The following is a 23,414-nucleotide window of genomic DNA, read 5'->3' on the forward strand; positions in this document are numbered from 1 at the left end:
CCGGGGGCATCGGTGCACACGGGGGTGCACATGGGTCCGGCCGAGAGCACAGTGGACCTATGCAGATAACCCACTTCGGACATTCCTGCGTGCTCGTCGAGTTGGAGGGGACCAGAATCCTCTTCGACCCCGGCAACTTCTCCCACGGCTTCGAAGGTCTCACCGGTCTCGATGCCGTTCTCATCACCCATCAGCATCCCGATCACTGTGACGTCGCACGATTGCCCAACCTGATCGGGGAGAATCCGCAGGCGATTCGTATCGCCGATCCGCAGACCGCCGCCCAGCTCAACTCCGACGACGTCGCGGGGGAGTGGACCGCGGCGCTCGCCGGCGGCCAGGTCGATGTCGGCTCGGTGACCGCCCGGTTCACGGGAGGTCGCCATGCGGTGATCCACCCTGAGATCCCGGTCGTCGACAACGTCGCCTATGTACTCGGAACTGCAACCGCGCCAGGACGTTTCATGCATCCTGGCGACTCCTTCTACATCCCGTTCGAGCAGGTCGACGTCCTCGCGCTGCCGTCGGCGGCACCATGGATGAAGCTCAGTGAATCCGTCGACTACCTGCGCGCCATGGCCCCGAGGGTCGCCGTCCCCATCCATCAGGCGATCCTGTCCGACGCCGGCACCGGCATCCACTACGGGCGCCTCGCGGACATGAAGGACCCGGGTACCGAGTTCGTGGTGTTGGACGGTGAGTCGGCCACCGAGGTGTGATGCCACCGAGGTGTGGTGCCACCGAGGTGTGATGCGGCGCGTGATCCTGATGTGGGGCAGTACCGGCTACCGGTTGGCGGTTCAGGCAGGCGGCGCGAAGAACTCGAGAGCGATGTTGTCGGGGTCGCGGAACGAGATGCCCGATCCGTAGTGCGCGTGTTTGATGCCGCTGTGTGCAATCCCGAGCTCGTCGAGTCGAGCAACCCAGTCGTCGAGTTCGTCGCGGCCCACCGCGAACGCGACATGGTCGAGTCCTGTCGCGTGCTCGTCGAAGGCGCCCGAGGCGCGCGACCCGGTGTGCGTGTGCAATCCGAAGAGCGTGTCGCCGTCGAGCGCGAACACCGCGTGATGGAAGTCGCCGGACTCCTCGTCCTCGTCGAGCACCGGCGCGGCGTCGAACAATGCCGAGTACCAGCGCGTGCTGGCGTCGAGGTCGGTGACGGTGATCGCCACGTGGGTCAGTGCGGGGAAGCTGGGCATTACGGTCTCCTGGCGCGTCGAGGTTACAACCAGAACGCTAGGAGTCGGCGACGGCGGACACACCACGATTGCCACGGGACTATCCGAGCGGTCAGGTCGGCGGAGATACGTGCCGGTCAGTTTCCGAGCGCTGCGAGTACCTCGTCGTGGAGCAGTCCGTTCGTCGCCACCGCGCTGCCACCCCCGGGACCCGGCACGCCCTCGAGCGAGGTGAAGCTGCCGCCCGCCTCGCGGACGAGCACGTCGAGCGGGGCGAGGTCCCAGAGCGACACCTCGGGCTCCGCCGCGATGTCCACTGCGCCTTCCGCGACGAGGCAGTAGTTGAGGAAGTCGCCGTATCCGCGCACCCGCCAGACCCGGTCGGTGAGAGCGATGAATTCATCTCGGACACCGCGGTCGGCCCAGCCGGACAGGCTCGAGAAGGTCAGGCTCGACGACGCGAGGTCGGAAATGTGCGACACCGCGACCTTGCGCGCCTCGCCGTGGTCGAACGAGACATATGCGCCGATACCCTGTCCAGCCCACCAGCGTCGACGAAGTGCAGGTGCCGAGACGACGCCGACGACGGGAACGCCGTCGACCAGCAGGGCGATCAGCGTCGCCCAGATCGGGACCCCGCGCACGAAGTTCTTGGTGCCGTCGATGGGGTCGACGATCCACTGCCGTCCCTCGATCGTCGCCGCGCCGCCGAACTCTTCGCCGAGGACCTCGTCCTGCGGGCACATCGCCGCGAGACGATCCCGGATCATCTGCTCGCACGCGAGGTCGGCATCGGAGACCGGCGTGAGGTCCGGCTTGTCGGAGACCCGCAGGTCGAGGGCGCCGAAACGGCTCATGGTGATCGAATCGGCCGACTCGGCGAGCGACAGCGCGAAATCGAGGTCGGCGGTCAGGTCGGAGCCAGGCGTCGGAAGCACCACGTCAGGGTATCGCCTCGCCGCATCGTCTTCCGCAGCACGACGGACGCGTCATGCCCATCGCGAATAGGCAACCTCATCGTGAAATAGACGACCTCATAGCGAAAGAGGCAACGCCCGAAATGTCCGGCAGCGATCGGTAGGGTTGTCCCCATGCTGTTCACCGCGATCCTCATCATCCTGCTCGTCGTTGCCGTGGCCGCGATGATCATGCGTTACCGGGGCCAGCGGATCGGCGGATTCGGCGGCGGGAACACCGCGGGTTACGCGCAGGGAACGCTGACGGTCACGGGCGTCAGCGAACAGAACGAGCCCGACAGCAAGGGACAGATGTTCTGCACCATCTCCGGAACCATCAACGGTCCCGGAACGAACCCGACTGAGGTCTACGGCACGATGATCCTCTCCGCGGGTGAGCCGTGGCCGCAGATCGGTTCGGAGCATGCCGTCGTCTACAAGCCGGGCAAGACCGCGACGACATGGAGTTTCGGACAGTTGCCGCCTATGCAGACGCCCGAGGTTCCGCCGTCCGCACCACCGCCGGCGTGACTCGTGACCCATCATGACGAACACCCCGCGGTGCACCGGAGTGGGGGCACATCGGCGATCGGCAATCGGTATCCTGGTGAACCGTGCATCCTGACGTAGCAACCGATCTCGAATCCCTCGACTCGACCCTGACGACCGTCGAGAAGGTCCTCGACGTCGACGAGTTGCGCAGGCGGATCGACGAGCTCGAGATGCAGGCGTCCGACCCCGACCTGTGGAACGACCAGGAGCATGCGCAGAAGGTGACCAGCGAACTGTCGCACGCCCAATCCGAGTTGCGACGCGTCACCGAGTTGCGGCAGCGGCTCGACGACATGCCGGTCCACTACGAGCTCGCCGAGTCCGAAGAGGGTGAGGCACGCACGTCCGCACTTGCCGACGCCGACGACGAGCGCGCCTCGTTGCGCGCCGACATCCAGGCGATGGAGGTCAAGACCATGCTCGCCGGCGAGTACGACTCGCGCGACGCCGTGGTGAACATCCGGTCGGGAGCGGGCGGGGTCGACGCTGCCGACTGGGCGCAGATGCTGATGCGCATGTACGTCCGATGGGCGGAGAAGCACGGCTACGGCGTCGAGGTCTACGACACCTCGTACGCGGAGGAGGCGGGCCTGAAGTCGGCGACGTTCGCGGTCAAGTCGCCGTACATGTACGGCACATTGTCGGTGGAGCAGGGCACGCACCGACTGGTCCGGATCAGTCCGTTCGACAACCAGGGCCGTCGTCAGACCTCGTTCGCCGAGGTCGAGGTGCTTCCCGTCGTCGAGACCACCGACCACATCGACGTCGACGAGAACGATGTGAAGGTCGACGTCTACCGGTCGTCGGGTCCCGGTGGGCAGTCGGTGAACACCACGGATTCGGCGGTCCGACTGACACACATCCCGACGGGCATCGTCGTGACATGTCAGAACGAGAAGAGCCAGCTGCAGAACAAGGCGTCCGCGATGCGTGTGCTGCAGGCCAAACTGCTCGCACGCAAACAGCAGGAGGAGCGCGCAGAACTCGATGCGCTCAAGGGTGACGGCGGATCCAGTTGGGGCAACCAGATGCGCTCCTACGTGCTGCACCCCTACCAGATGGTGAAAGACCTGCGGACCAACGTCGAGAACAACAACCCGGCGACGGTTCTCGACGGCGACATCGACGAGTTCATCGAGGCCGGTATCCGATGGCGGATGGCCGATGCCGATGCGTGATGCCCTCGCACAGGCGCAGATGACCACTCTCGCCTTCGCGCCGGGCGCGACGGAGGCGGTGATAGGTCGCTTCTACCGCTGGATGGCCACAAGCGGTCTCGAGATCGTCATCTGGATTCTGGGCGGCATCCTGGTCGTGCGCTTCATCCGTTGGTCGGCTCAGAAGTTCACCGACCGACTCGAGTCGCAGTTCCACAACAGCGATCTGATCGTGCAGAGCGAGGACTCCAAACACCGTCGCGCGATGATCGACGTGGTGTCGTGGTCGCTCGTCGTGGTCGTCGGCATCGTCGTGTTCCTGCACATCCTGACCGTCTTCCACGTGCCGCTGTCCGGGCTCGTCGGTCCGACGGCGGTGATCGGTGCCGCGCTCGGTTTCGGTGCGCAGCGCGTCGTCCAGGACATCCTGGCCGGTTTCTTCGTCGTCGCCGAGAAGCAGTACGGCTACGGCGATGTTGTTGCCCTGACGGTCACCGGCAACGGCGAGGCCGAGGGCACTGTCGAGGATGTGACCTTGCGCATCACCCGACTGCGGACGTCGGAGGGCGAGGTCATCACCGTTCCCAACGGTCAGGTCATCAAGACAACCAACCGGTCGAAGGACTGGGCGCGGGCGGTCGTCGACGTTCCGGTGCCCGCCGAATCCGACATCGGCGTGGTCAACGAGGTGCTCTCCGAGGTCGGGCAGCGGTTCTATCACGACCCGTACTGGCACGACCTGTTGCTCGACGCGCCGTCTCCCCTCGGTGTGACCAACCTCGAGCTGGATTCGATGACTGTGCGCATGGTGACCCGGACCCTGCCCGGCAAGCAGTTCGAGGTGAGTCGTGCACTGCGCGCGTGGATCGTGCGCGCTCTGGCCAGCCGCGGCATCAACGTCGCGTCCGGTCGGGAGGTGCAGGCCGGATCGGCGCCGCCGAGCGGTATGCCCGATCCGGCACCAAGCCAGTCGTCGGGTGGTGATCAGTGATGGTTCACAGGCACGAGCCCGAGCCGCCGCAGCATGCGGGGCGGCGCAATCCTGACGACAGCCGTCCACCCGAGGCGGACGTCGAACCAGCACGAGCGCCCGATGTCGCCGCTGGTGACCCGACCGCGTCGGACAAGAAAGAAGCTGTCTCCGACAACGTCGCCGCTCCGACGTCGCCACAGCCGGAGGAACCGCAGCGTCGTCTCCGCCCCAGCCGCGACTGGAGTCACATTCCGCACACGAGGGCGCGCACCAGTACGGCCATCGTCGGAGTGCTGTTCATCGTCTGCGTGGTGCTCTACGGGTACACCTCGCAGCGGTACGGCATCGTGGAGCCTCCGCCGGCACCTACGCATCACCGAACCACCGTGCAGACGACCCCCTCGGCCACGTATTCGTCGCCGACGTCCTACCCGTCGAGTACAGAACCGAGTGATTCGCTGGCACCGTCGGTCGGCGGCAGCGAGGAGCCCGGCGCGCCAGGGGAGCAGGGCACTCAGACCGGTGAGCCCTCGGGTCAGCCGACCACGACCTCGCGCAACGGCCCGTTCGACCTCTTCAACCGGCAGACGCAGCAGAACGAGACGCCTGCGGTTCCGTCGCGCTGAGCGCGGAACCTGCCCGTACCCGACCTCGCACAGACGTGCCGCGCGTCACCTGAACGGACCTCTCAGGCGTCACCGTTACACTCTGATGTCGTGATCAAGCTGGAGAACGTGACGATGAAGTACAAGGCTTCGAGTCGGCCCGCCCTCAGCGATCTCGATCTGGAGGTCGACAAAGGCGAGTTCGCCTTCCTCATCGGCCCCTCTGGTTCCGGAAAGTCGACGTTCTTCCGGCTGCTGCTCAAAGAGGACAGGCCCACGACGGGCGAGGTGTACGTCGGCGAGTTCCATGTGAACCGCCTCCGCGGGCGCACCGTGCCGAAGCTGCGGCAATCCATCGGGTGTGTGTTCCAGGACTTCCGGTTGCTGCAGCAGAAGTCCGTCGCCGACAACGTCGCATTCGCGCTCGAGGTGATCGGCAAGCAGCCGTCGACGATTCGCCGCGTCGTGCCGGAGGTTCTCGAGTATGTGGGCCTCGAAGGAAAACAGGACCGTATGCCCTACGAGTTGTCGGGCGGTGAGATGCAGCGCGTCGCCATCGCTCGGGCGATCGTCAACCGGCCATTGGTGTTGCTGGCAGACGAGCCGACGGGAAACCTCGATCCGGAGACCAGCGAGGAGATCGTGGACGTCCTCGACCGGGTGAACAGGCGAGGTACCACTGTGGTCATGGCCACCCATGATCGCCACATCGTCGACGCGATGCGACGTCGCGTTCTCGAGTTCGACAACGGCAAACTCGTCCGCAACGACGCGCAGGGCGTGTACGGCATCGGCTGACCGTCGGGTGCGATGTGCGCCGGAGTTCGCGGCCGCGCACTCCGACCTGTCGACGCCCGTCAGCCCGCTCACCACACAGACCAAAGGACGTGTAGCAGCAGCATGCGAGCGAACTTCATCCTCAGCGAGGTCTTCAACGGTCTCCGCCGCAACGTCACGATGACGATCGCGATGATCCTCACCACCGCCATCACACTCGGCATGCTCGGTGGCGGGTTGTTGGTCATCCAGATGGCCAACAAGAGTCAGAAGATCTTCCTCGACCGCGTCGAAATGCAGTTCTACATCAACGACGATGTCAGCGCGGCCGATCCCGACTGCCAACGTGCCCCATGCTCGACGCTGCGTGCCGACCTCGAGAAGGAACCGGGCGTCGGATCGGTGACGTACGTGAGCAAGGCCGACGCCTACAAGGCGGCCAAGGCGGCATTCGAGGAGAGTGCGCCAGAGATCGCGGACATGATCTCTCCCGACGCCAACCCGGCGTCGTTGAAAGTGCGCATGAGTGACGCGAACCGCTTCGGCGAAGTGCTCGACAAGTACGCCGGCCGGAAGGATCTCGGCGTCGACGGTGTTCTTGATCAACGGGAGTTGGTCAAACGCATCTTCAGCGTGCTCGACGGGGTGCGCAACGCGGCGTTCGCGGTGGCTGCGGTCCTTGCGGTGGCGGCGATCCTGTTGATCGTCAACACAGTGCAGGTGGCCGCGTTCACGAGACGTACCGAGGTGTCGATCATGCGGCTCGTGGGCGCGACGAGGTGGTACACGCAACTGCCCTTCCTGTTGGAAGCGGTTGTCGCGGCGTTCATCGGTTCGTTGCTCGCCATCGGCGGGCTGTTCGCGGCGAAGGTGTTCTTCTTCGACAAGGCGTTGCACGATCTGTACGGCGTGAACATCCTCGCGCGGATCACCGCGGGCGACGTTTTGTTCGTCTCGCCATGGCTGATCCTCGCAGGAATTGTGTTGGCAGCCGGGACGGCGTATGTCACGCTGCGTGTCTACGTTCGTGAGTGAGGCTCCGAGCATCGCGCGAGTCGGCTAGAACCCGACGCAGACCCAGACGATAGACCCGGACGAAACAGAGAGGAGGTGGAAAGTGGCAAAGGAAAAGGGACGGAACGTGATCGCGTCGAACCGTAAGGCACGCCACGACTACACCATCCTGGACACCTATGAAGCGGGTGTGGCGTTGGTGGGTACCGAGGTCAAGAGCCTGCGCGAGGGTAAGGCGTCGCTGGTCGACGCCTTCGCGACCATCGACGACGGCGAGGTGTGGTTGCGTGGTCTGAACATCGCCGAGTACGGCAGGGGTTCGTGGACCAACCATGCGCCGCTGCGTAAGCGCAAGCTGCTCATGCATCGCAGGGAGATCGACAACCTCATCGGCAAGATCCGCGACGGCAACCTCACGTTGGTGCCGCTGTCGCTGTATTTCAACGACGGCAAGGTCAAGGTCGAACTGGCGCTCGCACGCGGCAAGCAGGCGCACGACAAGCGCCACGACATCGCCCGTCGCACTGCACAACGCGAGGTCGAGCGTGAGTTGGGCCGTCGCGTCAAGGGAATGTGATCGCTACCGGGTCACCGGACGCGCCGTCGAAGCGGGTGATTCGCAGCGCATCGCCCGGGTGGCGTGCGCGACGAACAGGCGTCGTCGTGTGTTCGCTTCTGTTGCTGGCGATGATGGTGTTCGCGGGCTGTACGCCGCAACAGCAGGGAAGGGTCGGCGGCGACGCGCCGGCGATCGGTGGACTGCCCGCCACGCCACCGATGGGCTGGAACAGCTGGAACACCTTCGGTTGTGGGGTCACCGAGAAGGTCGTCCGTGAGCAGGCCGACGCACTTGTGTCGTCGGGGCTTCGTGACGCCGGATATCGGTACGTGATCGTCGACGACTGCTGGGCTGCGCCGACGCGAGACGCGTCGGGTCGATTGCAGGCGGACCCGGTCCGCTTTCCGTCGGGGATGGCGTCGTTGGGCGCGTATCTCCATGAGCGCGGCCTGTTGTTCGGGATCTACTCGGGGGCGCGGGACAAGACCTGCACCCAGTTCCAGGGCGTGTATCCCGGTGCGACCGGCAGCGGCGGCCACGAAGAGCTCGATGCCACGACGTTCGCCGCGTGGGGCGTCGACTATCTGAAGTACGACTGGTGTTCGTCCGACTCCGATCACGACGATCAGGTCTCGTCCTTCACCGCGATGCGCGATGCCCTGCGCGACACCCGGCGTCCCATCGTCTACTCGATCAATCCCAACAGCGGTGTGTCCGGGTCGGTACCAGGTGCCGAATTCGATTGGGGCGGAACGGCAACGATGACACGGGTGACCAATGACATCACACCTGCGTGGTCGACGCCCGGCGGGCCGTCCGGCTCACAGGGGATCGTGAACATCATCGACGCAGCGGGGCCGTTGACGTCGCGGGTCCAGCCCGGTTCCTTTCTCGATCCCGACATGCTCGTCGTCGGAATGGGTCGATTGACGGCTGCGCAGCAGCGGACGCAGATGTCGATGTGGGCGATGATGGCCGCGCCACTCATCACGGGTAACGACCTGACCGCCATGTCGCAGGAGACTCGTGACCTGCTGCGCAATGCCACGGCGGTCGACATCGATCAGGACTCGCGCGTCGTCGCGGGGGCGATGGTCGACGACGACCCGGAGGTGTGGTCTCGCGCGATCGGCGACAAGGGACTGGTGATCTCGCTGACCAACCGTGCGGACCATCCGCGCACGCTGTCGGTGCCCTTGGGAAGTGTCGGACTCGTGGGCGACGCCTCGGTGACGGGGGTCGATGCGTGGACCGGGCGTTCGTACACCGCGCAGCACGGCGAACTGTCGGTGCCGGTCGGTGTCCACGACACCGTGATGCTCGAGATCCGCTGAGCCTCGCGACCAGCGGGGTCGGTCACGGGGAGGGTTCGCCTACGTCTCGTTGCGGTCGGTGCGGTCGCGATCTGATGACGATGCGGATCGAGCGGCGCGTCGAATCTGGACGTTTGCTGTGCAAACGGTTAGACATGCCGGGTGATCTGGAGAGGACTGCCACAACTGCAACATGCGTCACGTGCGTCACAGGAGGGTCGAGTGTGGCCACAGCTGATGTCGACGAGACCGAGTCGTCGCGCTGCGTCGATTGTCGCCGCGCTGTCGGCCGTGGTCGCGACAATGCTGAGCGGTACAGCGCTCGCGGCGCCTGCATCGGCGGCGGTGGTCAGGATCGATCGGGTCGACGCTCAACTGTCGATGGTGTACGTCTATTCGCCATCGATGGGGAAGGTCATTCCGAATCAGGTGTTGCGTCCACGAGGCGGGAGCGCGGCGCCGGTCTTCTACCTGCTCAATGGGCGCTCCGGTGGCGTCGAGGGTGACAGCTGGCTCAAGCAGACCGACCACCGCTCGTTCTTCGCGGGCAAGAATGTGACCGTGGTGTCGCCGCTCGGTGGGCCGTACTCCTGGTATGCCGATTGGCAGCGACCCGACCCGGTCCTCGGGGTCAACAAGTGGGCCACCTATCTGCTGCGGGAACTGCCCGCCGCGATCGCCGGGCCCCTGAAAACCAACGGCCGCAATGCGATTGCGGGATTGTCGCTATCGGGTGGTCCTGCGCTCGACATCGCAGGTCGGGGCGGATCGTTCTATCGGGCCGCGGCGTCGTACAGCGGTTGCCCGGCCATCAGTGCGCCGCCTGCCACCGCCGGCGTATTCGCTACGACGTCGCTCGGTGGAGGGAATGCGCTGAACATGTTCGGGCCTCCCGGATCGGCTGCGTGGGTCGACCACGACCCCTCACGCCATCCGGAACGATTAAGGGGTAAGGCGATTTATCTGGGCGTGGCGTCGGGTCTCCCCGGACGTACCGACGGCGCTCCGGTGGGCGCGCCGTCGCTCCTCGCCGGACCCGCCGAGGTGGAGATGGCGACGCGGTGGTGCACCGACCAGATGGCCGGGGCACTTCGCGGCGCGGGGATACCGCACACCTACCGTGTGTTCGACCAGGGCGCGCACACGTGGTCGCTCTTCGCTACCGAGATGCGCGACAGCTGGCGAGTGATCGGGCCTGCGCTGGGGGCCTGATGACGACGTCGGCCGGCTCGCACTGAGTCGCCGGTGAGAAAGGGAATGAACCCGGCGTCGCGGGTTGTTATAGTGGAGCTTCCGCCGGTTTCCGGTGGAACCATCTCGGGGCTGATCGGTTTCGACTACGTGCGTCGAGGTGGGGGAAGCGTGTCGGTGCAGGCCAGAGACCACCGTTAAGCGTCGCGGCAACCAATTAAGCGCCGATAAGAATCAGCGCGACTACGCACTCGCTGCCTGACAGCGACTGCGTGTCTGTCGGCCCGGGTTTCGCTCCTTGACCCGGTGCCGGCATCATTCAAAGGAGCTCACCGTCCACTCCGGTCGCGGGGGTGAACGGGACAACTCACAGCGACTGGGATCGTCATCTCGGCTTGTTCGCGTGACCGGGAGATCCGAGTAGAGGCAGAGCGGACTGCACACGGAGAAGCCCTACCGAAGCGACGGAGGACCCGGGTTCAATTCCCGGCAGCTCCACGAAAGCCTCCCACCTGTTCACGCAGGTGGGAGGCTTTTTATGTGGTGTCGGTACGATCAGGCGAGCTCTGACATCTTCGCTACGCGGACCGTGTGCCGATGTCGATTCACGTCGCACGACAGGGGTGCATCACGCTCAGCGGCCGCCGTACATCGTCAGCCAGATCGAACGGGCCATCGCCGCGGCGAATGCACGATCGTCGGTGTCGTCGTCGAGCTGCATGATGTCCGAGAATCCGGCCTGCATGCCGACGACGATGAAGCGGGCGGTCTGGTCGGGCTTGATGTCGGCGGAGACGAGTCCCGCGGCCTGCTCGGTACGGATGCGGTCGGCGATGTCGGCCATGTAGTTCTGTAGGCCGCGCCGAAAACTGTCCCCGAACCTTGCGTCGGTGCTCGTCGTCTCGAGGTAGGCGCGCCAGATCACCCGGTACCGACGTGCTGAGCCGAACAGCTCTGCGATGACGTCGGTGAGCGTTTCCGGTTGGGCCTGCGAGGGATGCTTCCAGTAGCGGTCCGCTGCGGCGACGAACTCCTCGAGGAGTGGTGTGGTCAGTTGCAGGATGAGAGCGGTCTTGTCCGGGAACCACTGATAGAACGTCGATCGCGAGACGTCGGCTGCCTCGAGGATGCGTTCGACGGGGATGTCGGCGTAATGCTCACCGGTCGCCAGGATTGCTGATGTCGCAGCGAGAATTCTGCTCTGCGACATCGTTTTCCGCCTAGCGGCACCTGGCATGCGCAACACGCTACCGCGCTGATCCGCCGCGAGGTGCGCAGTACGGACAGCGTGAGACGCCCGTCGCTGAAGTTCTGTCGATCAGCCGACGTCATCGATCGCGCGCTGGACGAACTCCAAGGCTGCGTCCTGCCACAGGAGGACGTGGTCGAGCATCGCGTGGTGTCCGTGCGGCACCGAGACGAACGTCGCGTCGTAGCCGTTGTCGCGCAGTTCGGCGATGCCCTCTGCCGTCCGTCGCGGCGAGGTGAGGGTGTCGGCGTCACCGTGGATCGCGCGGACTCGTACACCGCGCCGGATTCGACGCCAGTCGTGGTGTTGCCACCACGGCGCCAGTGCGAGTATTGCGACGACCCGCGCGTCGGCACCGAGATGCGCTGCGACCCGGCCGCCCATCGAATGACCGATGAGCGCGACGGGCACCCCGGGGTGTTCCGAGGTGATCTCGTCGAGAGCAGCGCGCGCATACGGCATGGGGCTTTCCTGACCGCCGTTCCAGCCGTAGACCCTGTACCGAACCTGTCGAACGTCGACGACGCCACGGAAGCGGGCTCGGATAGACCACGTGAACGGGTACATCCGCAACGCTGTGCCCTGCGTTGGACTGAACGGACGGTAGCTGTGGTCGGTGCCGCCGGGGAGGACGAGCACGTTGAGTCGCGGGGTCATCGTCTCCAGCATGCCGCCCGCGGTACAAGTGACTGACGTCGACGCCCGGTTTCGGGCACAATCTAGAGATATGGCTTCCCCACGTGCCGGCACTCCGGCTCTGCCCGAAGACCTCATCGACGTCGACGCGGTGATCGGCGCCTACTACGACAAGGTGCCAGACCCGAACGACCCGGGCCAGCGGGTGGTGTTCGGAACGTCCGGGCACAGGGGATCGAGTCTCGACACCGCATTCAACGAAGCGCACATCCTCGCGATCACCCAGGCGATCGTCGAGTACCGGAAGGGTGCGGGTATCACAGGCCCGCTGTTCATCGGTTTCGACACCCACGCGTTGTCGGTTCCGGCGTGGCAGTCGGCTCTCGAGGTCCTCGTCGCGAACGGAGTGACGGTCTTCACGGCCGAGGACGACACCTACACCCCGACTCCTGCGATCAGTCACGCCATCCTCACATTCAACGCCGCCAACCCCGGTGTCGAATCCGACGGCATCGTCGTCACACCGTCACACAACCCGCCTCGTGACGGGGGGTTCAAATACGATCCTCCGTCGGGTGGTCCTGCCGACACTGCGACCACGACATGGATCGCCAACCGTGCCAACGACTTGCTCGCGGCGAAACTCGATGGCGTCGCACGTGTTCCGTTCGACAAAGCCCGACATGACGATCTGGTGCACAACTACTCGTTCGTCATGAACTACACCGACGGTCTGGCCTCCGTCGTCGACATGGAGGTGATCCGCAACGCGGGCATCCGGATCGGCGCCGACCCTCTCGGCGGCGCGTCGGTAGGGTACTGGGCGGCCATCGGATTCCGGTACAACCTCGACAAGCTGACTGTCGTGAATCCGACTGTGGACCCGACGTTTTCGTTCATGACACTCGACACCGACGGCCAGATCCGCATGGACTGCTCGTCACCGGACGCGATGGCGTCGCTCATCGATTCACGTGATTCGTACGACATCGCGACCGGCAACGACACCGACGCCGACCGTCATGGCATCGTCACGCCCGACGGCGGACTGATGAACCCCAATCACTATCTGGCCGTGGCGATCGACTACCTGTACACGCATCGATCCAACTGGTCGCCCGAAGCGGCGGTCGGAAAGACGCTGGTCAGTTCGAGTCTCATCGACCGTGTCGTCGCCGGGATCGGGCGCAAGCTCATCGAGGTCCCGGTGGGATTCAAATGGTTCGTCGACGGTCTGCTCGACGGCAGCATCGCTTTCGGGGGAGAGGAGAGCGCCGGCGCGTCGTTCCTCACATTCGACGGTGGTCCGTGGTCGACCGACAAGGACGGCATCATCATGGCGTTGCTGGCATCGGAGATCCTCGCGGTCACCGGCAAGACACCGTCGCAGCGCTACCGGGAGCTGGCCGCCGAGTACGGCGAATCCGCTTATGCCAGAACGGATGCACCCGCCACTCGCGAGCAGAAGGCCGTGCTCGCGAACCTCTCGGCCGACCAGATCACGGCCACCGACCTCGCGGGCGACCCCATCACCGCCGTGATGACAAAAGCGCCGGGCAACAACGCTCCCATCGGTGGGGTGAAGGTGACGACCGCCGATGCCTGGTTCGCGGCGAGACCGTCCGGGACCGAGGACAAGTACAAGATCTATGCGGAGTCCTTCAAGGGAGCCGATCACCTCGCGAGGGTCCAGGAGCAGGCGCAGGAGGTCGTCGACGCCGCCCTGTCCTGAAACGGTGGTGCTGTCGTGAATCGTCGGTGCGTTACGCTCGCCCCTGGTGCCCGCTGTCGATCGGTGGCGGGCACCGGCCTCGCCACCGGGGCGCGGCGAACACCACGAAGGATGATCTGTGACTGACAGGCGCAAGCCACGGCCCGCATCGACGTCGAAGTACCAGCCTCGGGCGACGTCGAGCACGTCGACCTACGTGCTGCCGGGAATCGCGGTCGTGGTGGTGATCGCGTTGGTGGTTGGAGGGGTGCTCTGGAACCGCAACCGCGACCAGGGCGGCACGGCCAACGAGCAGGTCCTCAATTCCAACGCCGCATTGATCATCGGTGCGCCCGACGCAAAGACGACGATCGACGTCTTCGAGGACTTCATGTGCCCCGTGTGCAAGCAGTTCGAGCAACAGTCAGGGCAGGCGATCGTCGGTGCCGTCGACGCCGGGAAGCTGCGCGTGCGGTATCACATGCTGAACTTCCTGAATCGTCAGTCGGCGTCGGGGGACTACTCGAGTCGGGCGGCGGGCGCGTTGCAATGTGTTGGCGCAGGCGAGAATCGCGAGGTCTTCTTCAAGTACCACACCGCATTGTTCGCGGATCAGCCCAAGGAGGGCAGCGACTCCGACCCGTCGAACGCCGATCTGTCGACGATCGCGGCCGCACAGGGCGCCAGTGCGGCGACGCAGAAATGCATCACCGACGGCGCCAAGGTCGCCGAGGGTGAGAAGGCAGCAGAAGAATCCCAGAACCAGCTCGCCAAGGCGACTGGTGGGCAGGTGGCAACACCGACGGTGCTCTCGGGCGGCGAACCCGTCAACGGAATCCTCGACGGTACCGGATGGCTCGACAAGCTTCTCGGCAAAGCGAGCGAGTGATCGCCTTGCCGTAATGGCAAAAGCACAACCTGCAGCGACGCGCACTCACAAAGATCCGAAATCGCTCGATCGTCGGCGTAGTGGTGGCACCCTTGGTATCACTTGTTATGAGGGGCTTTCATCCGAGGCGGTGACGTAAGCGATGGCCGGACCAGACGACAGTCGGGACAACACGCACTCCGATCGATCGGACAGACCAACGACAGGGAGCGCCGACGCCGCATCAGCCGACGCCCGGTCGACCAGTGCGGCGTCAACCGGAGCCACGGCGGCTGATTCGGCGCCGTCTGATTCCACACTCTTGGACGGCTACTACGTACGTCGAATCTTCTGGGCGTTGGTGGGCATAGCCGTTCTCTCCCTGGGGTCGGCCGTACTTCGCGTCGGCCAGGTCGGCGTCGACCCGTACACCGCCGCGAACATCGGCATCAGCAACACAATCGGGATAGATCTCGGTACGTACCAGTTGATCAGCAACGCGGTCCTGTTCATTCCGATGCTGTTGTGGGGACGTCAGTACATCGGGATCGGGTCGATCATGAATATGATCCTGGTCGGCTATTTCGTCCAGTGGTTCAGCGATTGGCTCGATCCTCATTTCTCCGACAACCCGGCAGCGTGGCAGAAGATGGTGATGTTCGCCATAGGCATCACGCTGTTCAGCTATGGCGCTTCCCTGTATATGACTTCGGCACTTGGCAATTCGCCTTACGACTCCGTCGCGCCGATCATCGTCGATCACTCCAATGCGCCGTATCGAGTTGTGCGCGTGATCCAAGATCTGTTCTTCGTGGTGCTCGCGGTGATCTTCCACGGCACCATTGGCGCGGGCACAGTGGTCACGGCGTTCTTCACCGGACCGTTGATCGAGACGTTCACCGAAAAGGTGAACAAACCATTGATGCGCAAGGACCTCACGGCCGCGAGTGCGAAAAAGTCGCGTGTCGTGATGGGCCGATCGCACTTCTGACACGGGCCAATCAGTCACCGCCACGGCGTTTCCGCGCTACGGTGGAAAAGCGGGCGCAGCTCGTGCGCGGGGGGACCGAGTCACCAACAGCGAAATGGAAGGCAGGACATGACCGAATATGTCGTAGCGATCAGTTTCCAGGAGAACTCGACCACCTACGAGGTGTACAACACCATCACCAACTCCGGCGCGTCGGTCGGACTGGTCTCTGCGGCGATCGTCCAACGCGACGATGCCGGACATCTGACGGTCACCGAGGGCGGCGACGTCGAGTCCGGTGACGCCACGGTCGGGGGCTCTCTCCTCGGCATGCTGATCGGCGTGCTCGGCGGCCCCCTCGGAGTCCTGCTCGGGTTCGGCCTCGGCGCTGCGGGCGGTGCGCTCGTGGATGCGAGCCGTTCAGACGATATCGACGACGCGATCACCGAGTTCGGCAAGACGGTTCGGCCGGGCGGGAACGCTATCATCGCGCAGACCGACGAGGCCGACACCGCTGCGCTCGACGCTCTGGTGACCAAGTACAACGGCGCAATCGTGCGTCGCCCGCTCGACGAGGTCCTGTCCGAACTCGAAGCTCAGCAGGACGCTGCAGAGGCAGCAGCTGATGCCGCGCGTAAGAAGATGCACGACGAGAAGAAGGCCGAGAAGAAGGAGAAGCGCGACGAGCGCGTCCAGAAGCTCAAGGCGAAGTTCTCGTGAGCTGAAACTCGTACTGACACAACGCGACCCCTTCGTTCATCGAAGGGGTCGCGTTGTGCTCTGAACAAGTTCTGGACTGCAGATTCTGGACCGCAAAGTGGGGCCGGACTCACGTGATGTGTATGCGTAATATCTTTCTTTACTTGTAATGCAGTGTGGCACAAAGAATAACGGCGAATGTTCGCTTTTCGTCCCGATCGCTTCTGTGTCGACGCATCCCCGACGACGTTCTGCAGCATCCGTGTCCAACAAAGATCGTGACCGTCGCCCACGTGCTCAGACCGACACCGAAACTTGTCGATGGGGTCGGCTAGTGTAGAACACATATTCGATCCAGGTGGTAGTTGTGGAGATGGCAGGCGGGGGTGACAGAGCGTGAACAGTGATCATGGCGGCGAGGCCGATGTTCGGGGTGGTGTCCGTGGTGACGACTCGACACCTGGTGACACTGGATCTGAAACCGGGTGCGCGCCTTCGTTGTTGGATGCTGCTGGGTTGGGTTCTGCGGTGGTGGGGTCGGCGGATGCTCAGGTAGCTGAGATGTTGTCGCGGTTGGCGTCGGTGGTCGATGAGTTGGGAGCCGTTGAGGTGTCGCAACTCTCGGATGCCGGTGTGGTCGAGGCGGCGCAGGTGGCTGAACGATTGGCACGCAGGACGGCTGCGGCGGTGACTGATCGGTTGGTGGTGGAGGCGTCGGATCGGAATCTGCCACACGCGTTGGGGTATCGGGATGTGCGTGGGTTTCTGGCGGATCGGTTGGGGGTGGGGGATCCAGCGATCCGCTCACAGATCATCACCGCGACCGGCTCGTTCACCTCGATCGTGGGTGAGGTGCGGGAACCGGCATGTCCAACGTTGGCACGGTATTGGGTTGATGGTCAGATCGCGCCGGCCCGCGCGCGGGCGGTGCTCGAGGTGTTGGATCAGATCCCCCATCAGATCCCGGCCGACGTGCGGGCGGCGGCCGAAGCGCAGATGGCTGGCTATGGTCTCGACTTCACGCCGCACGAGATCACCAATCTCGGTACCCGGTTGATGGCGCATCTCGATCCCGATGGCACGGTCACCGACGACACCGACCGCACACGACGTCGCCGGTTGTGGGTGAACCGGCAGGGTGCGGACCTGATGTCACGGCTGACGGCTGATCTCGATCCGGCGACCCGCGCCCGCCTGGATGTGGTGCTGGATGCGTGGGCCAAACCCGGCATGAACAATCCCGACGACGACACCTCACCTGTCGGGCCGGTCACGGCCGCGAACGCCGAACAGGTCGCCGAGGCCGCCGCGCGTGATCAGCGGTCGCAAGCGCAACGCAACCATGATGCGTTTTCCGCGTTGCTGGCGCGGGTGGTGGAGTCGGGCATGCTCGGCGGCACCCACCGCGGGTTGCCGATCCAGGTGATCGTGAAAACCACGCTGGCCGAATTGGAGGCACAGGCCGGGGTGGCACAGACCGCATCCGGGACGCTCTTGCCAATACCGGATCTGATCGAAATGGCCGCCCACTCGTCGACCGGGGTGCAACCGTTCCTGGCGGTATTCGCCGAGCACACCACCGTGCCGCTGTATCTGGGGCGGTCGAAACGACTCGCCTCGCCAGGTCAGCGGTTGGCGTTGTTCGCTGCCGAGGGCGGCGGCGCGTGTTCAGCCCCTGGCTGTACCCAGCCGGCGTCGCGGGTGGCGATGCACCACGCCGCCAAGGACTGGGCCGACGGCGGATGCACCGACATCGACCAGTTGGCACCGGCGTGCGACATGCACAATTCACGGGTCGGACCCAAGCCCGGCCAGTACACGACCCGCATCATCACCGACGGCCCCGATACCGGACGCGTGGCGTGGCGGCTGAACGCCGCCCCCGGCATGCCGCCCAACCCTGAACACGTCAACCGGGCCGCGGACGTGGCCGCCGACTTCCGCGACCACCTCACCACCACACGCGCCGAAACCACCACCGGCACCATCACCCACCCGGCAGACCGACGCCGCCGACACACACGCACAAGCACAGATGCTGCGGGCCCAGGTGTCGGCACAGGTGCGGTTGTTGATGCAGGTGCTGGTGCTGTGCGGGAGGATGTCGATCGCGGCGACGTGAGCGCGACAGGCGGTCGGGGCGAGGCGCCTGAGAATCGCGCCGGCCCAGCAACACCCATATCGATCAGCGTTGTCGAGCACCACGCACTGACCGTGCTGCTCGACACCACACCCGAGCGCGCCGTTGACCGACGCGTCGACATCACCTGGAACCCACCCCGACCACGCGACCCCGACCCGCCCGACGGTGGCCATCCAGCTAGCGGTGACAACCCGCCCGGCGGCGTCGACCCGCCTCTGCCCGACGCGGCCTGACCGTCGCACTCCCCGGCAACCACAGCGCACCGGCACCCCGCCACCACACCTGGTGGCGGGGCGGGCGCATGTGTAAGCAGCTGTAGATGTGCGCAGAGCAGTGAGAGCTCAACGGCTCGGTGACCGACTGCGTCGCGCGTCGGGTGAGGCGCTCACACATCGTCGATTGCCGTGCGCAGTCGACGAACTGCCTCACGAAGTTCCTCCGGCGACAGCGTGGCAAAGCTGAGCCGTGCGAACTCACTCATGTCGGTGCTCACCGAGAATGCCGCTCCCGGAACGAAGGCAACCCCGTGCGACAGTGCGACATTCGAGAGCTCGCCGGTATCGCAACGAGGAAATCGAATCCAACAGAACATGCCGCCGGTGGGGGAGGCGTACTCGACGGAGCAGCCGAAGGCGTCGTCGAGTGCCGATGTCAACGCGGCGGCGCGAGTGCCGTACTCGGACGTGACGTTGCTGACGTGGCTCTCGAACCACGCAGTGTCCGAGAGCATTTCGGCAACCATCAACTGATTGAGCGTCGACCCGCAGAGATCCGCACACTGTTTGAGTCTCTCGACAAGCGACACGATGGCGGGTGGGGCGTTCAGCCATCCGACACGCAGTGCCGGGGCCAGAGTCTTCGACGCCGAACCCAATCGGATGACGCTCTCGCCGGGAATCGGACTCTGTGGCTCACCGCCGAATCGGAGCCGACCGTAGGGGTCATCTTCGATGATCCAAAAACCATATGATTCAGCGAGATTCGCGAGTTCCTCGCGGGTGTCCTTGGTCGCGGTGACCCCGGACGGGTTGTGGAAGTTGCTGACTGTGTGGACGACCCGTGGTCGGACGCCTCCTGCGAGGAGAGCGGCCAGGGCCGCGGTGTTCGTTCCCGAGTCCGTGATCGGCAGGGCGACTATGTGTGCCCGCACGCATTGAAAGGCCTGCAGCGCACCGACGTACACAGGATCGTCGACGATGACGACGTCACCGGGGTCGATCAGTGCCTGTGCGAGGAGCGACAGGGCTTGTTGCGAACCGTGGGTCAGCAGTATGCGTGCCGGGTCGACATTGTCGGTACTCGCCACCACCTCACGGCAGCGAGATGCGCCGCAGCTGGCGGTGTACTGCAGCGCGTCGCGGTTGCGCAGGACGTGCTGTGCGGCGTCGGCTATCCGAACGCTGGGGATGAGTTCGGTGGCAGGAAGTCCGCCGGCAAGGCTCAACACCTCGGGGTTCTCGGTGACGGCGAGGAGGTTGCGAATCGCCGATCCGCGCACACTCCTCAGCGCGGCAGATCCTATCGGTGACGTCGGCAGGGTCAGTGGGTGCGGCATAGGTGCATCGCTCCTGTTCTCGTGGCATGAACGGGGAGGTGATGCGGATGGTCACCGGGAAGGCGTGCGCGGGTGAATCGCCCGCACCCAGCATAACCGCATTTCTCACTGATCGGTATATCTATCCCACTATATGGAACCTCGCCTGATTGCCCACGGTATCGAGTCCGCCGAATGGGAGGGTGAAGCACTAATGATAACGACTATCATTTACGATAGTCGGTATGAAGGTTCGCAACTCGGTGAGATCACTCAAGAAGAAGCCCGGTGCGCAGGTGGTACGGCGACGCGGCAGGGTGTTCGTGATCAACAAGAAGGAACCGCGTTTCAAGGCGCGACAGGGCTGAAGGGTCACGAGGCCTCGAGCCCGATCTGACCGGCGAGAGGTCAGCGACCGTCATACCAGCTTGAATCGCGCCCCTTGGGCATGTCTTGTCTGCGGGCGCACGATGGTGTGTGAGAGGAGCGCATCATGCGAAGTCTGGTCGCGATCGAGTTCTTGTCCGTCGACGGTGTCATGCAGGGGTTGGGTTCACCCGACGAAGATCGGGGTGGCGGGTTTGAGCACGGTGGCTGGGGCGCTCGGTACGGAGCCGAGGTGCAACCATCACGTGGTGACGATGGTCTCGGCGACACATCTGCGTTTCTGTTCGGGCGCAAGACCTACGAATTGATGGCGGCTCATTGGCCGTTCGTCGCGGACAGCGACCCTGTCGCGGCCCAGCTCAACTCCGCGGAGAAATACGTCGTCACGAACACGATGACGAGGTTCGATTGGCGTCATACGTATGCGATCGGTGGCGAGGTGGTCTCGGCCGCGCGCTCCTTCAAGGAAGACGGTGACGGCACGGTCACCATCCTCGGTAGCGGTGTGCTCGTCCGCACACTCATCGGGGCGGGACTGCTCGACGGGCTTCGACTATTTGTCCACCCGCTGATTCTCGGGTCCGGTAAGCGCCTCTTCGATGAACTGCTGAATCCATGCGCGCTCACGCTTGTCGATTCGTACACCACGGGACTCGGAACCATCGCGATGTCGTACAGGATCGGGGCCGACTGAGTCCAGGGGACGACCGATGCGGTGAGCTCCGATCCGTGTGGCGAAGGTCTGCCTACAAGCGAGAATCCCCTCCGACCGCCGGTCGGAGGGGATTCTTCGGTGGAGCTAAGGGGACTCGAACCCCTGACCCCCACACTGCCAGTGTGAAAGCCGGTGTGCGCGGGTGTCTTCGCCGTCATCCCGCGTCGCACCTGACCTCGGTGTTCGTGTCTGGTCTGTCTACCGCGTCGCACCCGGTGTCTCGGCGTCTTAGGCAATCGGTAGGCAATCGAGCACAGCCCCGAACGGGTGTTCGTTGGCTGCCCTGCACGTCACTCGCTTAACCATGGCGATCCATCATGGAGGATGGTTTCCTTCCCACCCTTGTTGCGCTTGTTGACGGACCATGTCTCGCCCTCGATCAAGGTGGGGTCCAGTGACATGCGCTCGGAGTAATGGTTGCCGTCGTCGTCCTGGTAGTCGAAGACGATGTCGGTCTCGCGTGCGATGCCGTCCTCGTTAATCAGACGACCGTGCTCATCCTTGTCGTCACCCAAGATCAAGAACTCGTTCCGCGCCGTGTACCCCGGTGCCCAGGCAGCAATCGACTTCGAGTAACGGTTACGAACAAACGGGATGATGCTTGGCTCCCCGGCGCTGGTCGTGGCATGGGCGGGTAACGGCGGGTCGAACGACACCTTGACGTCGCGAGCGATCGACGGTCCCGCGTTTGAAACAACGAGCCCCGCCGACATCGTTCCGGTGGGGCGGAGAACTGCAACCATCATTGGCCGTTTGGTGCGAGCGGTGGCGTCTTTGTTGTGCCGTAGTGCCCGGACGGCTGTAGTGCCCGTGATGACAGCCATTCCAGCTCCCGCGACGGCGGCAGCCGACGCTACCCGTGCGGTCGTCCACCAGTGCCAGAAGTCCAGAAAGCAGCTCATGCCGATCATTAGAACCGACTAGTACGACAATCCGGGAGCAGGGCTGCGTTTAACCGGTCAGCATATTGCCGCCAGCGCCGCCGAGCGCACCGATGGCGATAGCGGATGCAGTCGTGCCGAGCCATGCTGCGGCCTGCCGGAATCGACTCCGTTCGTCGTCTGGTCGTGCGGGATCGTCGGCTGCGGTCTGGAGCGCGTCGATCAATCGCTCCAGTTGATTCTCCGGAGAGGGCCACTGCCCAGCGACTCTGAGCGCAGCACCTGTGGGTGGACCGACAGCGGGGATTCCGTCGTAATCCGTTTCCTCGCTCTCGAAGTACGGCTCGCGGCAGAGCGCCCGTAAGGCGCGCTGCACGGTCGCGTGGTCGAACTCGCTCGCATCGACGATCTCGTGCGGCTGCACAAACGATCCAGTGCGGTCGTAGATTTCGACGGCGGCACGGAGTACGGGCAGGTCTCGGTTGGTCCAGGTATCGTCCATGCGCGCGAGTATGCCGCGACGTGCCGACAATGTCGGGCATAAGCGCCGGGATTCCCTCGTGCGGTGGACTCACTCCAGCCAGGCGGTCGCGACGGCCCGTTCGTATCCGACGATTACCGACCGCTCGGCGATGGCCAGGAACTCATTCTGAGTCGGTGCGAGGGTATCGCGGACGGCCACGGTTTCGCGCCAGCCGTAGGTCGGTGAGGTTGCGACCAACGCCTTGCCCAGACCCTCGACGTAGCCGCCTCCGAACACCCAGAGGTGGCCGAGCGGGGTACGGGCTGCGCCGCCACTGGTGACGATCAGATTCGCTTGTGCCGCTGCGGCAGCCACCGCTGCGGAGGCGTGGATTAGACCGACCGTGTTGGTCTTGGCCAGCTCAGCCTCCAGGTGTCCCACCGCTGCGACGATGTCGCCCGGTGTGGGTCCAGCGGGTGCGTCGGCGATCAGCCGGGCGGCGAACTCGCGCTCGACGGCGACCTGTTCGACCAGCAGGAAGTTCTGCTGTACCCGCGTGCGGACCTCGGCCTGCGACGGCGTGGTCATGTCGCAGATGTCGAACGCCCACGACGTGATCGGGTCGAACGGGTCCGGCACGTCGGGGCGGGTCCCGGTCTTCAGCTCGTCTGAGTCGGGATCGGGGCACCAGTCGGCTGCCCAGATGCCGAACGCATCCTCGCCGCTGTAGTTGTGCAGCCGTACGCGGACGCCGCCAGCGAGCCAGCGGGGCACCTCGTCATCAGTCCAGGTGGTCGCCGCGAACAGACCTGACGGGCTCGGGTTGACCAGCGGTGCCTCGAACTCGACCGGGTTCAGGTCGGGGGTCGTAATCATGTTGTCT

General features: G+C 64.6%; 25 protein-coding genes and 1 other RNA gene. 18 read left to right on the top strand and 8 right to left on the bottom strand.

Translation table 11 applies throughout. The features are described 5' to 3' along the window. Positions 1 to 59 precede the first annotated feature (59 nt). Complete coding sequence (locus tag LK459_RS17080; RefSeq protein ID WP_007240829.1) at positions 60 to 719, top strand: MBL fold metallo-hydrolase; 660 nt, start codon at positions 60 to 62, stop codon at positions 717 to 719. Positions 720 to 800: 81 nt separating this feature from the next. Here LK459_RS17080 and LK459_RS17085 read toward each other — a convergent pair whose 3' ends face one another. Both LK459_RS17085 and hisN read right to left on the bottom strand, forming a co-directional pair. Next, complete coding sequence (locus tag LK459_RS17085) at positions 801 to 1,199, bottom strand: VOC family protein (RefSeq protein ID WP_007240830.1); 399 nt, start codon at positions 1,197 to 1,199, stop codon at positions 801 to 803. Positions 1,200 to 1,315: 116 nt separating this feature from the next. Continuing rightward, positions 1,316 to 2,116 (bottom strand): histidinol-phosphatase, encoded by an 801-nt coding sequence (gene hisN / locus LK459_RS17090; RefSeq protein ID WP_227919733.1) that lies wholly within the window; start codon positions 2,114 to 2,116, stop codon positions 1,316 to 1,318. Between the two features lie 153 nt (positions 2,117 to 2,269). Between hisN and LK459_RS17095 the strand changes: the two genes are divergently transcribed. The 10 genes from LK459_RS17095 (at position 2,270) to ssrA (ending at position 10,776) form a co-directional block, all read left to right on the top strand. Next, positions 2,270 to 2,665, top strand: a complete 396-nt coding sequence (locus LK459_RS17095; protein ID WP_007240832.1) for a hypothetical protein — start codon at positions 2,270 to 2,272, stop codon at positions 2,663 to 2,665. Between the two features lie 83 nt (positions 2,666 to 2,748). Further along, positions 2,749 to 3,864, top strand: a complete 1,116-nt coding sequence (gene prfB / locus LK459_RS17100) for a peptide chain release factor 2 (RefSeq protein WP_007240833.1) — start codon at positions 2,749 to 2,751, stop codon at positions 3,862 to 3,864. Further along, complete coding sequence (locus LK459_RS17105; RefSeq protein ID WP_007240834.1) at positions 3,851 to 4,834, top strand: mechanosensitive ion channel family protein; 984 nt, start codon at positions 3,851 to 3,853, stop codon at positions 4,832 to 4,834. Before prfB ends, LK459_RS17105 begins: the two co-directional genes overlap by 14 nt. Further along, positions 4,834 to 5,442, top strand: a complete 609-nt coding sequence (locus LK459_RS17110; protein WP_227919734.1) for a hypothetical protein — start codon at positions 4,834 to 4,836, stop codon at positions 5,440 to 5,442. Before LK459_RS17105 ends, LK459_RS17110 begins: the two co-directional genes overlap by 1 nt. Before the next feature lie 90 nt (positions 5,443 to 5,532). Then, complete coding sequence (gene ftsE, locus LK459_RS17115) at positions 5,533 to 6,219, top strand: cell division ATP-binding protein FtsE (protein ID WP_007240836.1); 687 nt, start codon at positions 5,533 to 5,535, stop codon at positions 6,217 to 6,219. A 102-nt stretch (positions 6,220 to 6,321) separates the two neighbouring features. Beyond that, positions 6,322 to 7,233: a permease-like cell division protein FtsX gene (gene ftsX, locus LK459_RS17120; RefSeq protein ID WP_227919736.1), complete on the top strand. Its 912-nt coding sequence runs from the start codon at positions 6,322 to 6,324 to the stop codon at positions 7,231 to 7,233. Between the two features lie 82 nt (positions 7,234 to 7,315). Then, entirely contained in the window at positions 7,316 to 7,789 is a 474-nt protein-coding gene (gene smpB, locus LK459_RS17125) for an SsrA-binding protein SmpB (protein WP_005170871.1), read from the top strand. Positions 7,790 to 7,899: 110 nt separating this feature from the next. Next, positions 7,900 to 9,105 (top strand): glycoside hydrolase family 27 protein, encoded by a 1,206-nt coding sequence (locus tag LK459_RS17130; protein ID WP_227923829.1) that lies wholly within the window; start codon positions 7,900 to 7,902, stop codon positions 9,103 to 9,105. A 216-nt stretch (positions 9,106 to 9,321) separates the two neighbouring features. After that, on the top strand, positions 9,322 to 10,296 hold the full coding sequence (locus tag LK459_RS17135) for an alpha/beta hydrolase (protein WP_227919737.1): 975 nt from the start codon (positions 9,322 to 9,324) through the stop codon (positions 10,294 to 10,296). 107 nt (positions 10,297 to 10,403) lie between these two features. Further along, positions 10,404 to 10,776, top strand: a transfer-messenger RNA (tmRNA) gene (ssrA, locus tag LK459_RS17140). A 133-nt stretch (positions 10,777 to 10,909) separates the two neighbouring features. On the opposite strand, the gene LK459_RS17145 is transcribed toward ssrA, so the two are convergent. Continuing rightward, positions 10,910 to 11,512 carry a TetR/AcrR family transcriptional regulator gene (locus tag LK459_RS17145; RefSeq protein ID WP_227919739.1) on the bottom strand — a complete coding sequence of 201 codons (603 nt, stop codon included), beginning with the start codon at positions 11,510 to 11,512 and terminating at the stop codon, positions 10,910 to 10,912. An 81-nt stretch (positions 11,513 to 11,593) separates the two neighbouring features. After that, the gene (locus LK459_RS17150) at positions 11,594 to 12,181 is read right to left on the bottom strand and encodes an alpha/beta hydrolase (protein WP_227919740.1); all 588 of its coding nucleotides are present in this window, start codon (positions 12,179 to 12,181) and stop codon (positions 11,594 to 11,596) included. Between the two features lie 70 nt (positions 12,182 to 12,251). On the opposite strand from LK459_RS17150, the gene pgm reads away from it, so the two are divergent. The 5 genes from pgm to LK459_RS17175 all read left to right on the top strand — a co-directional run bounded on the left by pgm (position 12,252) and on the right by LK459_RS17175 (position 18,784). Then, on the top strand, positions 12,252 to 13,892 hold the full coding sequence (gene pgm, locus LK459_RS17155; protein ID WP_227919741.1) for a phosphoglucomutase (alpha-D-glucose-1,6-bisphosphate-dependent): 1,641 nt from the start codon (positions 12,252 to 12,254) through the stop codon (positions 13,890 to 13,892). Positions 13,893 to 14,010: 118 nt separating this feature from the next. After that, complete coding sequence (locus LK459_RS17160; RefSeq protein WP_227919743.1) at positions 14,011 to 14,760, top strand: DsbA family protein; 750 nt, start codon at positions 14,011 to 14,013, stop codon at positions 14,758 to 14,760. A 142-nt stretch (positions 14,761 to 14,902) separates the two neighbouring features. Continuing rightward, a complete protein-coding gene (locus LK459_RS17165; protein ID WP_227919744.1) occupies positions 14,903 to 15,730 on the top strand; it encodes a YczE/YyaS/YitT family protein in 828 nt (275 codons plus the stop codon). Positions 15,731 to 15,838: 108 nt separating this feature from the next. Next, positions 15,839 to 16,429 carry a DUF1269 domain-containing protein gene (locus tag LK459_RS17170; RefSeq protein ID WP_227919745.1) on the top strand — a complete coding sequence of 197 codons (591 nt, stop codon included), beginning with the start codon at positions 15,839 to 15,841 and terminating at the stop codon, positions 16,427 to 16,429. A gap of 540 nt (positions 16,430 to 16,969) precedes the next feature. Further along, positions 16,970 to 18,784 carry an HNH endonuclease signature motif containing protein gene (locus LK459_RS17175; protein ID WP_227919746.1) on the top strand — a complete coding sequence of 605 codons (1,815 nt, stop codon included), beginning with the start codon at positions 16,970 to 16,972 and terminating at the stop codon, positions 18,782 to 18,784. 152 nt (positions 18,785 to 18,936) lie between these two features. Here LK459_RS17175 and LK459_RS17180 read toward each other — a convergent pair whose 3' ends face one another. After that, positions 18,937 to 20,106 (bottom strand): aminotransferase-like domain-containing protein, encoded by a 1,170-nt coding sequence (locus tag LK459_RS17180; RefSeq protein ID WP_227919747.1) that lies wholly within the window; start codon positions 20,104 to 20,106, stop codon positions 18,937 to 18,939. A 224-nt stretch (positions 20,107 to 20,330) separates the two neighbouring features. Between LK459_RS17180 and ykgO the strand changes: the two genes are divergently transcribed. Together ykgO and LK459_RS17190 are read left to right on the top strand one after the other, a co-directional pair. Further along, positions 20,331 to 20,453, top strand: coding sequence for a type B 50S ribosomal protein L36 (gene ykgO / locus LK459_RS17185; protein WP_227919748.1), 123 nt, complete (start codon positions 20,331 to 20,333; stop codon positions 20,451 to 20,453). A 125-nt stretch (positions 20,454 to 20,578) separates the two neighbouring features. Continuing rightward, on the top strand, positions 20,579 to 21,166 hold the full coding sequence (locus LK459_RS17190; RefSeq protein WP_227919749.1) for a dihydrofolate reductase family protein: 588 nt from the start codon (positions 20,579 to 20,581) through the stop codon (positions 21,164 to 21,166). 311 nt (positions 21,167 to 21,477) lie between these two features. On the opposite strand, the gene LK459_RS17195 is transcribed toward LK459_RS17190, so the two are convergent. From LK459_RS17195 to LK459_RS17205, 3 genes are all read right to left on the bottom strand, one after another. Continuing rightward, a complete protein-coding gene (locus tag LK459_RS17195) occupies positions 21,478 to 22,011 on the bottom strand; it encodes a COG1361 family protein (RefSeq protein ID WP_227919750.1) in 534 nt (177 codons plus the stop codon). A gap of 127 nt (positions 22,012 to 22,138) precedes the next feature. Then, positions 22,139 to 22,570 (bottom strand): LexA family transcriptional regulator, encoded by a 432-nt coding sequence (locus LK459_RS17200; protein WP_227919751.1) that lies wholly within the window; start codon positions 22,568 to 22,570, stop codon positions 22,139 to 22,141. A 69-nt stretch (positions 22,571 to 22,639) separates the two neighbouring features. Beyond that, positions 22,640 to 23,407, bottom strand: a complete 768-nt coding sequence (locus tag LK459_RS17205; RefSeq protein ID WP_227919753.1) for a hypothetical protein — start codon at positions 23,405 to 23,407, stop codon at positions 22,640 to 22,642. Between the last annotated feature and the right edge of the window lie 7 nt (positions 23,408 to 23,414).

The sequence above is a fragment of the Gordonia otitidis genome (assembly GCF_020735545.1).
GTDB lineage: Bacteria > Actinomycetota > Actinomycetes > Mycobacteriales > Mycobacteriaceae > Gordonia > Gordonia otitidis.

What these genes read in the sequence shown, in the direction of transcription:
- ykgO (WP_227919748.1), top strand. Translation starts at nt 20,331, where the DNA reads ATGAAGGTTCGCAACTCGGTGAGATCACTCAAGAAGAAGCCCGGTGCG.
- LK459_RS17165 (WP_227919744.1), top strand. Translation starts at nt 14,903, where the DNA reads ATGGCCGGACCAGACGACAGTCGGGACAACACGCACTCCGATCGATCG.
- LK459_RS17195 (WP_227919750.1), bottom strand. Translation starts at nt 22,011, where the DNA reads ATGGCTGTCATCACGGGCACTACAGCCGTCCGGGCACTACGGCACAAC.
- LK459_RS17205 (WP_227919753.1), bottom strand. Translation starts at nt 23,407, where the DNA reads ATGATTACGACCCCCGACCTGAACCCGGTCGAGTTCGAGGCACCGCTG.
- LK459_RS17150 (WP_227919740.1), bottom strand. Translation starts at nt 12,181, where the DNA reads ATGACCCCGCGACTCAACGTGCTCGTCCTCCCCGGCGGCACCGACCAC.
- LK459_RS17170 (WP_227919745.1), top strand. Translation starts at nt 15,839, where the DNA reads ATGACCGAATATGTCGTAGCGATCAGTTTCCAGGAGAACTCGACCACC.
- LK459_RS17175 (WP_227919746.1), top strand. Translation starts at nt 16,970, where the DNA reads ATGTTGTCGCGGTTGGCGTCGGTGGTCGATGAGTTGGGAGCCGTTGAG.
- LK459_RS17080 (WP_007240829.1), top strand. Translation starts at nt 60, where the DNA reads ATGCAGATAACCCACTTCGGACATTCCTGCGTGCTCGTCGAGTTGGAG.
- LK459_RS17190 (WP_227919749.1), top strand. Translation starts at nt 20,579, where the DNA reads ATGCGAAGTCTGGTCGCGATCGAGTTCTTGTCCGTCGACGGTGTCATG.
- LK459_RS17135 (WP_227919737.1), top strand. Translation starts at nt 9,322, where the DNA reads ATGTCGACGAGACCGAGTCGTCGCGCTGCGTCGATTGTCGCCGCGCTG.
- LK459_RS17110 (WP_227919734.1), top strand. Translation starts at nt 4,834, where the DNA reads ATGGTTCACAGGCACGAGCCCGAGCCGCCGCAGCATGCGGGGCGGCGC.
- LK459_RS17200 (WP_227919751.1), bottom strand. Translation starts at nt 22,570, where the DNA reads ATGGACGATACCTGGACCAACCGAGACCTGCCCGTACTCCGTGCCGCC.
- pgm (WP_227919741.1), top strand. Translation starts at nt 12,252, where the DNA reads ATGGCTTCCCCACGTGCCGGCACTCCGGCTCTGCCCGAAGACCTCATC.
- LK459_RS17130 (WP_227923829.1), top strand. Translation starts at nt 7,900, where the DNA reads ATGATGGTGTTCGCGGGCTGTACGCCGCAACAGCAGGGAAGGGTCGGC.
- LK459_RS17085 (WP_007240830.1), bottom strand. Translation starts at nt 1,199, where the DNA reads ATGCCCAGCTTCCCCGCACTGACCCACGTGGCGATCACCGTCACCGAC.
- ftsX (WP_227919736.1), top strand. Translation starts at nt 6,322, where the DNA reads ATGCGAGCGAACTTCATCCTCAGCGAGGTCTTCAACGGTCTCCGCCGC.
- LK459_RS17145 (WP_227919739.1), bottom strand. Translation starts at nt 11,512, where the DNA reads ATGCCAGGTGCCGCTAGGCGGAAAACGATGTCGCAGAGCAGAATTCTC.
- LK459_RS17180 (WP_227919747.1), bottom strand. Translation starts at nt 20,106, where the DNA reads ATGCCGCACCCACTGACCCTGCCGACGTCACCGATAGGATCTGCCGCG.
- LK459_RS17105 (WP_007240834.1), top strand. Translation starts at nt 3,851, where the DNA reads ATGCCGATGCGTGATGCCCTCGCACAGGCGCAGATGACCACTCTCGCC.
- LK459_RS17095 (WP_007240832.1), top strand. Translation starts at nt 2,270, where the DNA reads ATGCTGTTCACCGCGATCCTCATCATCCTGCTCGTCGTTGCCGTGGCC.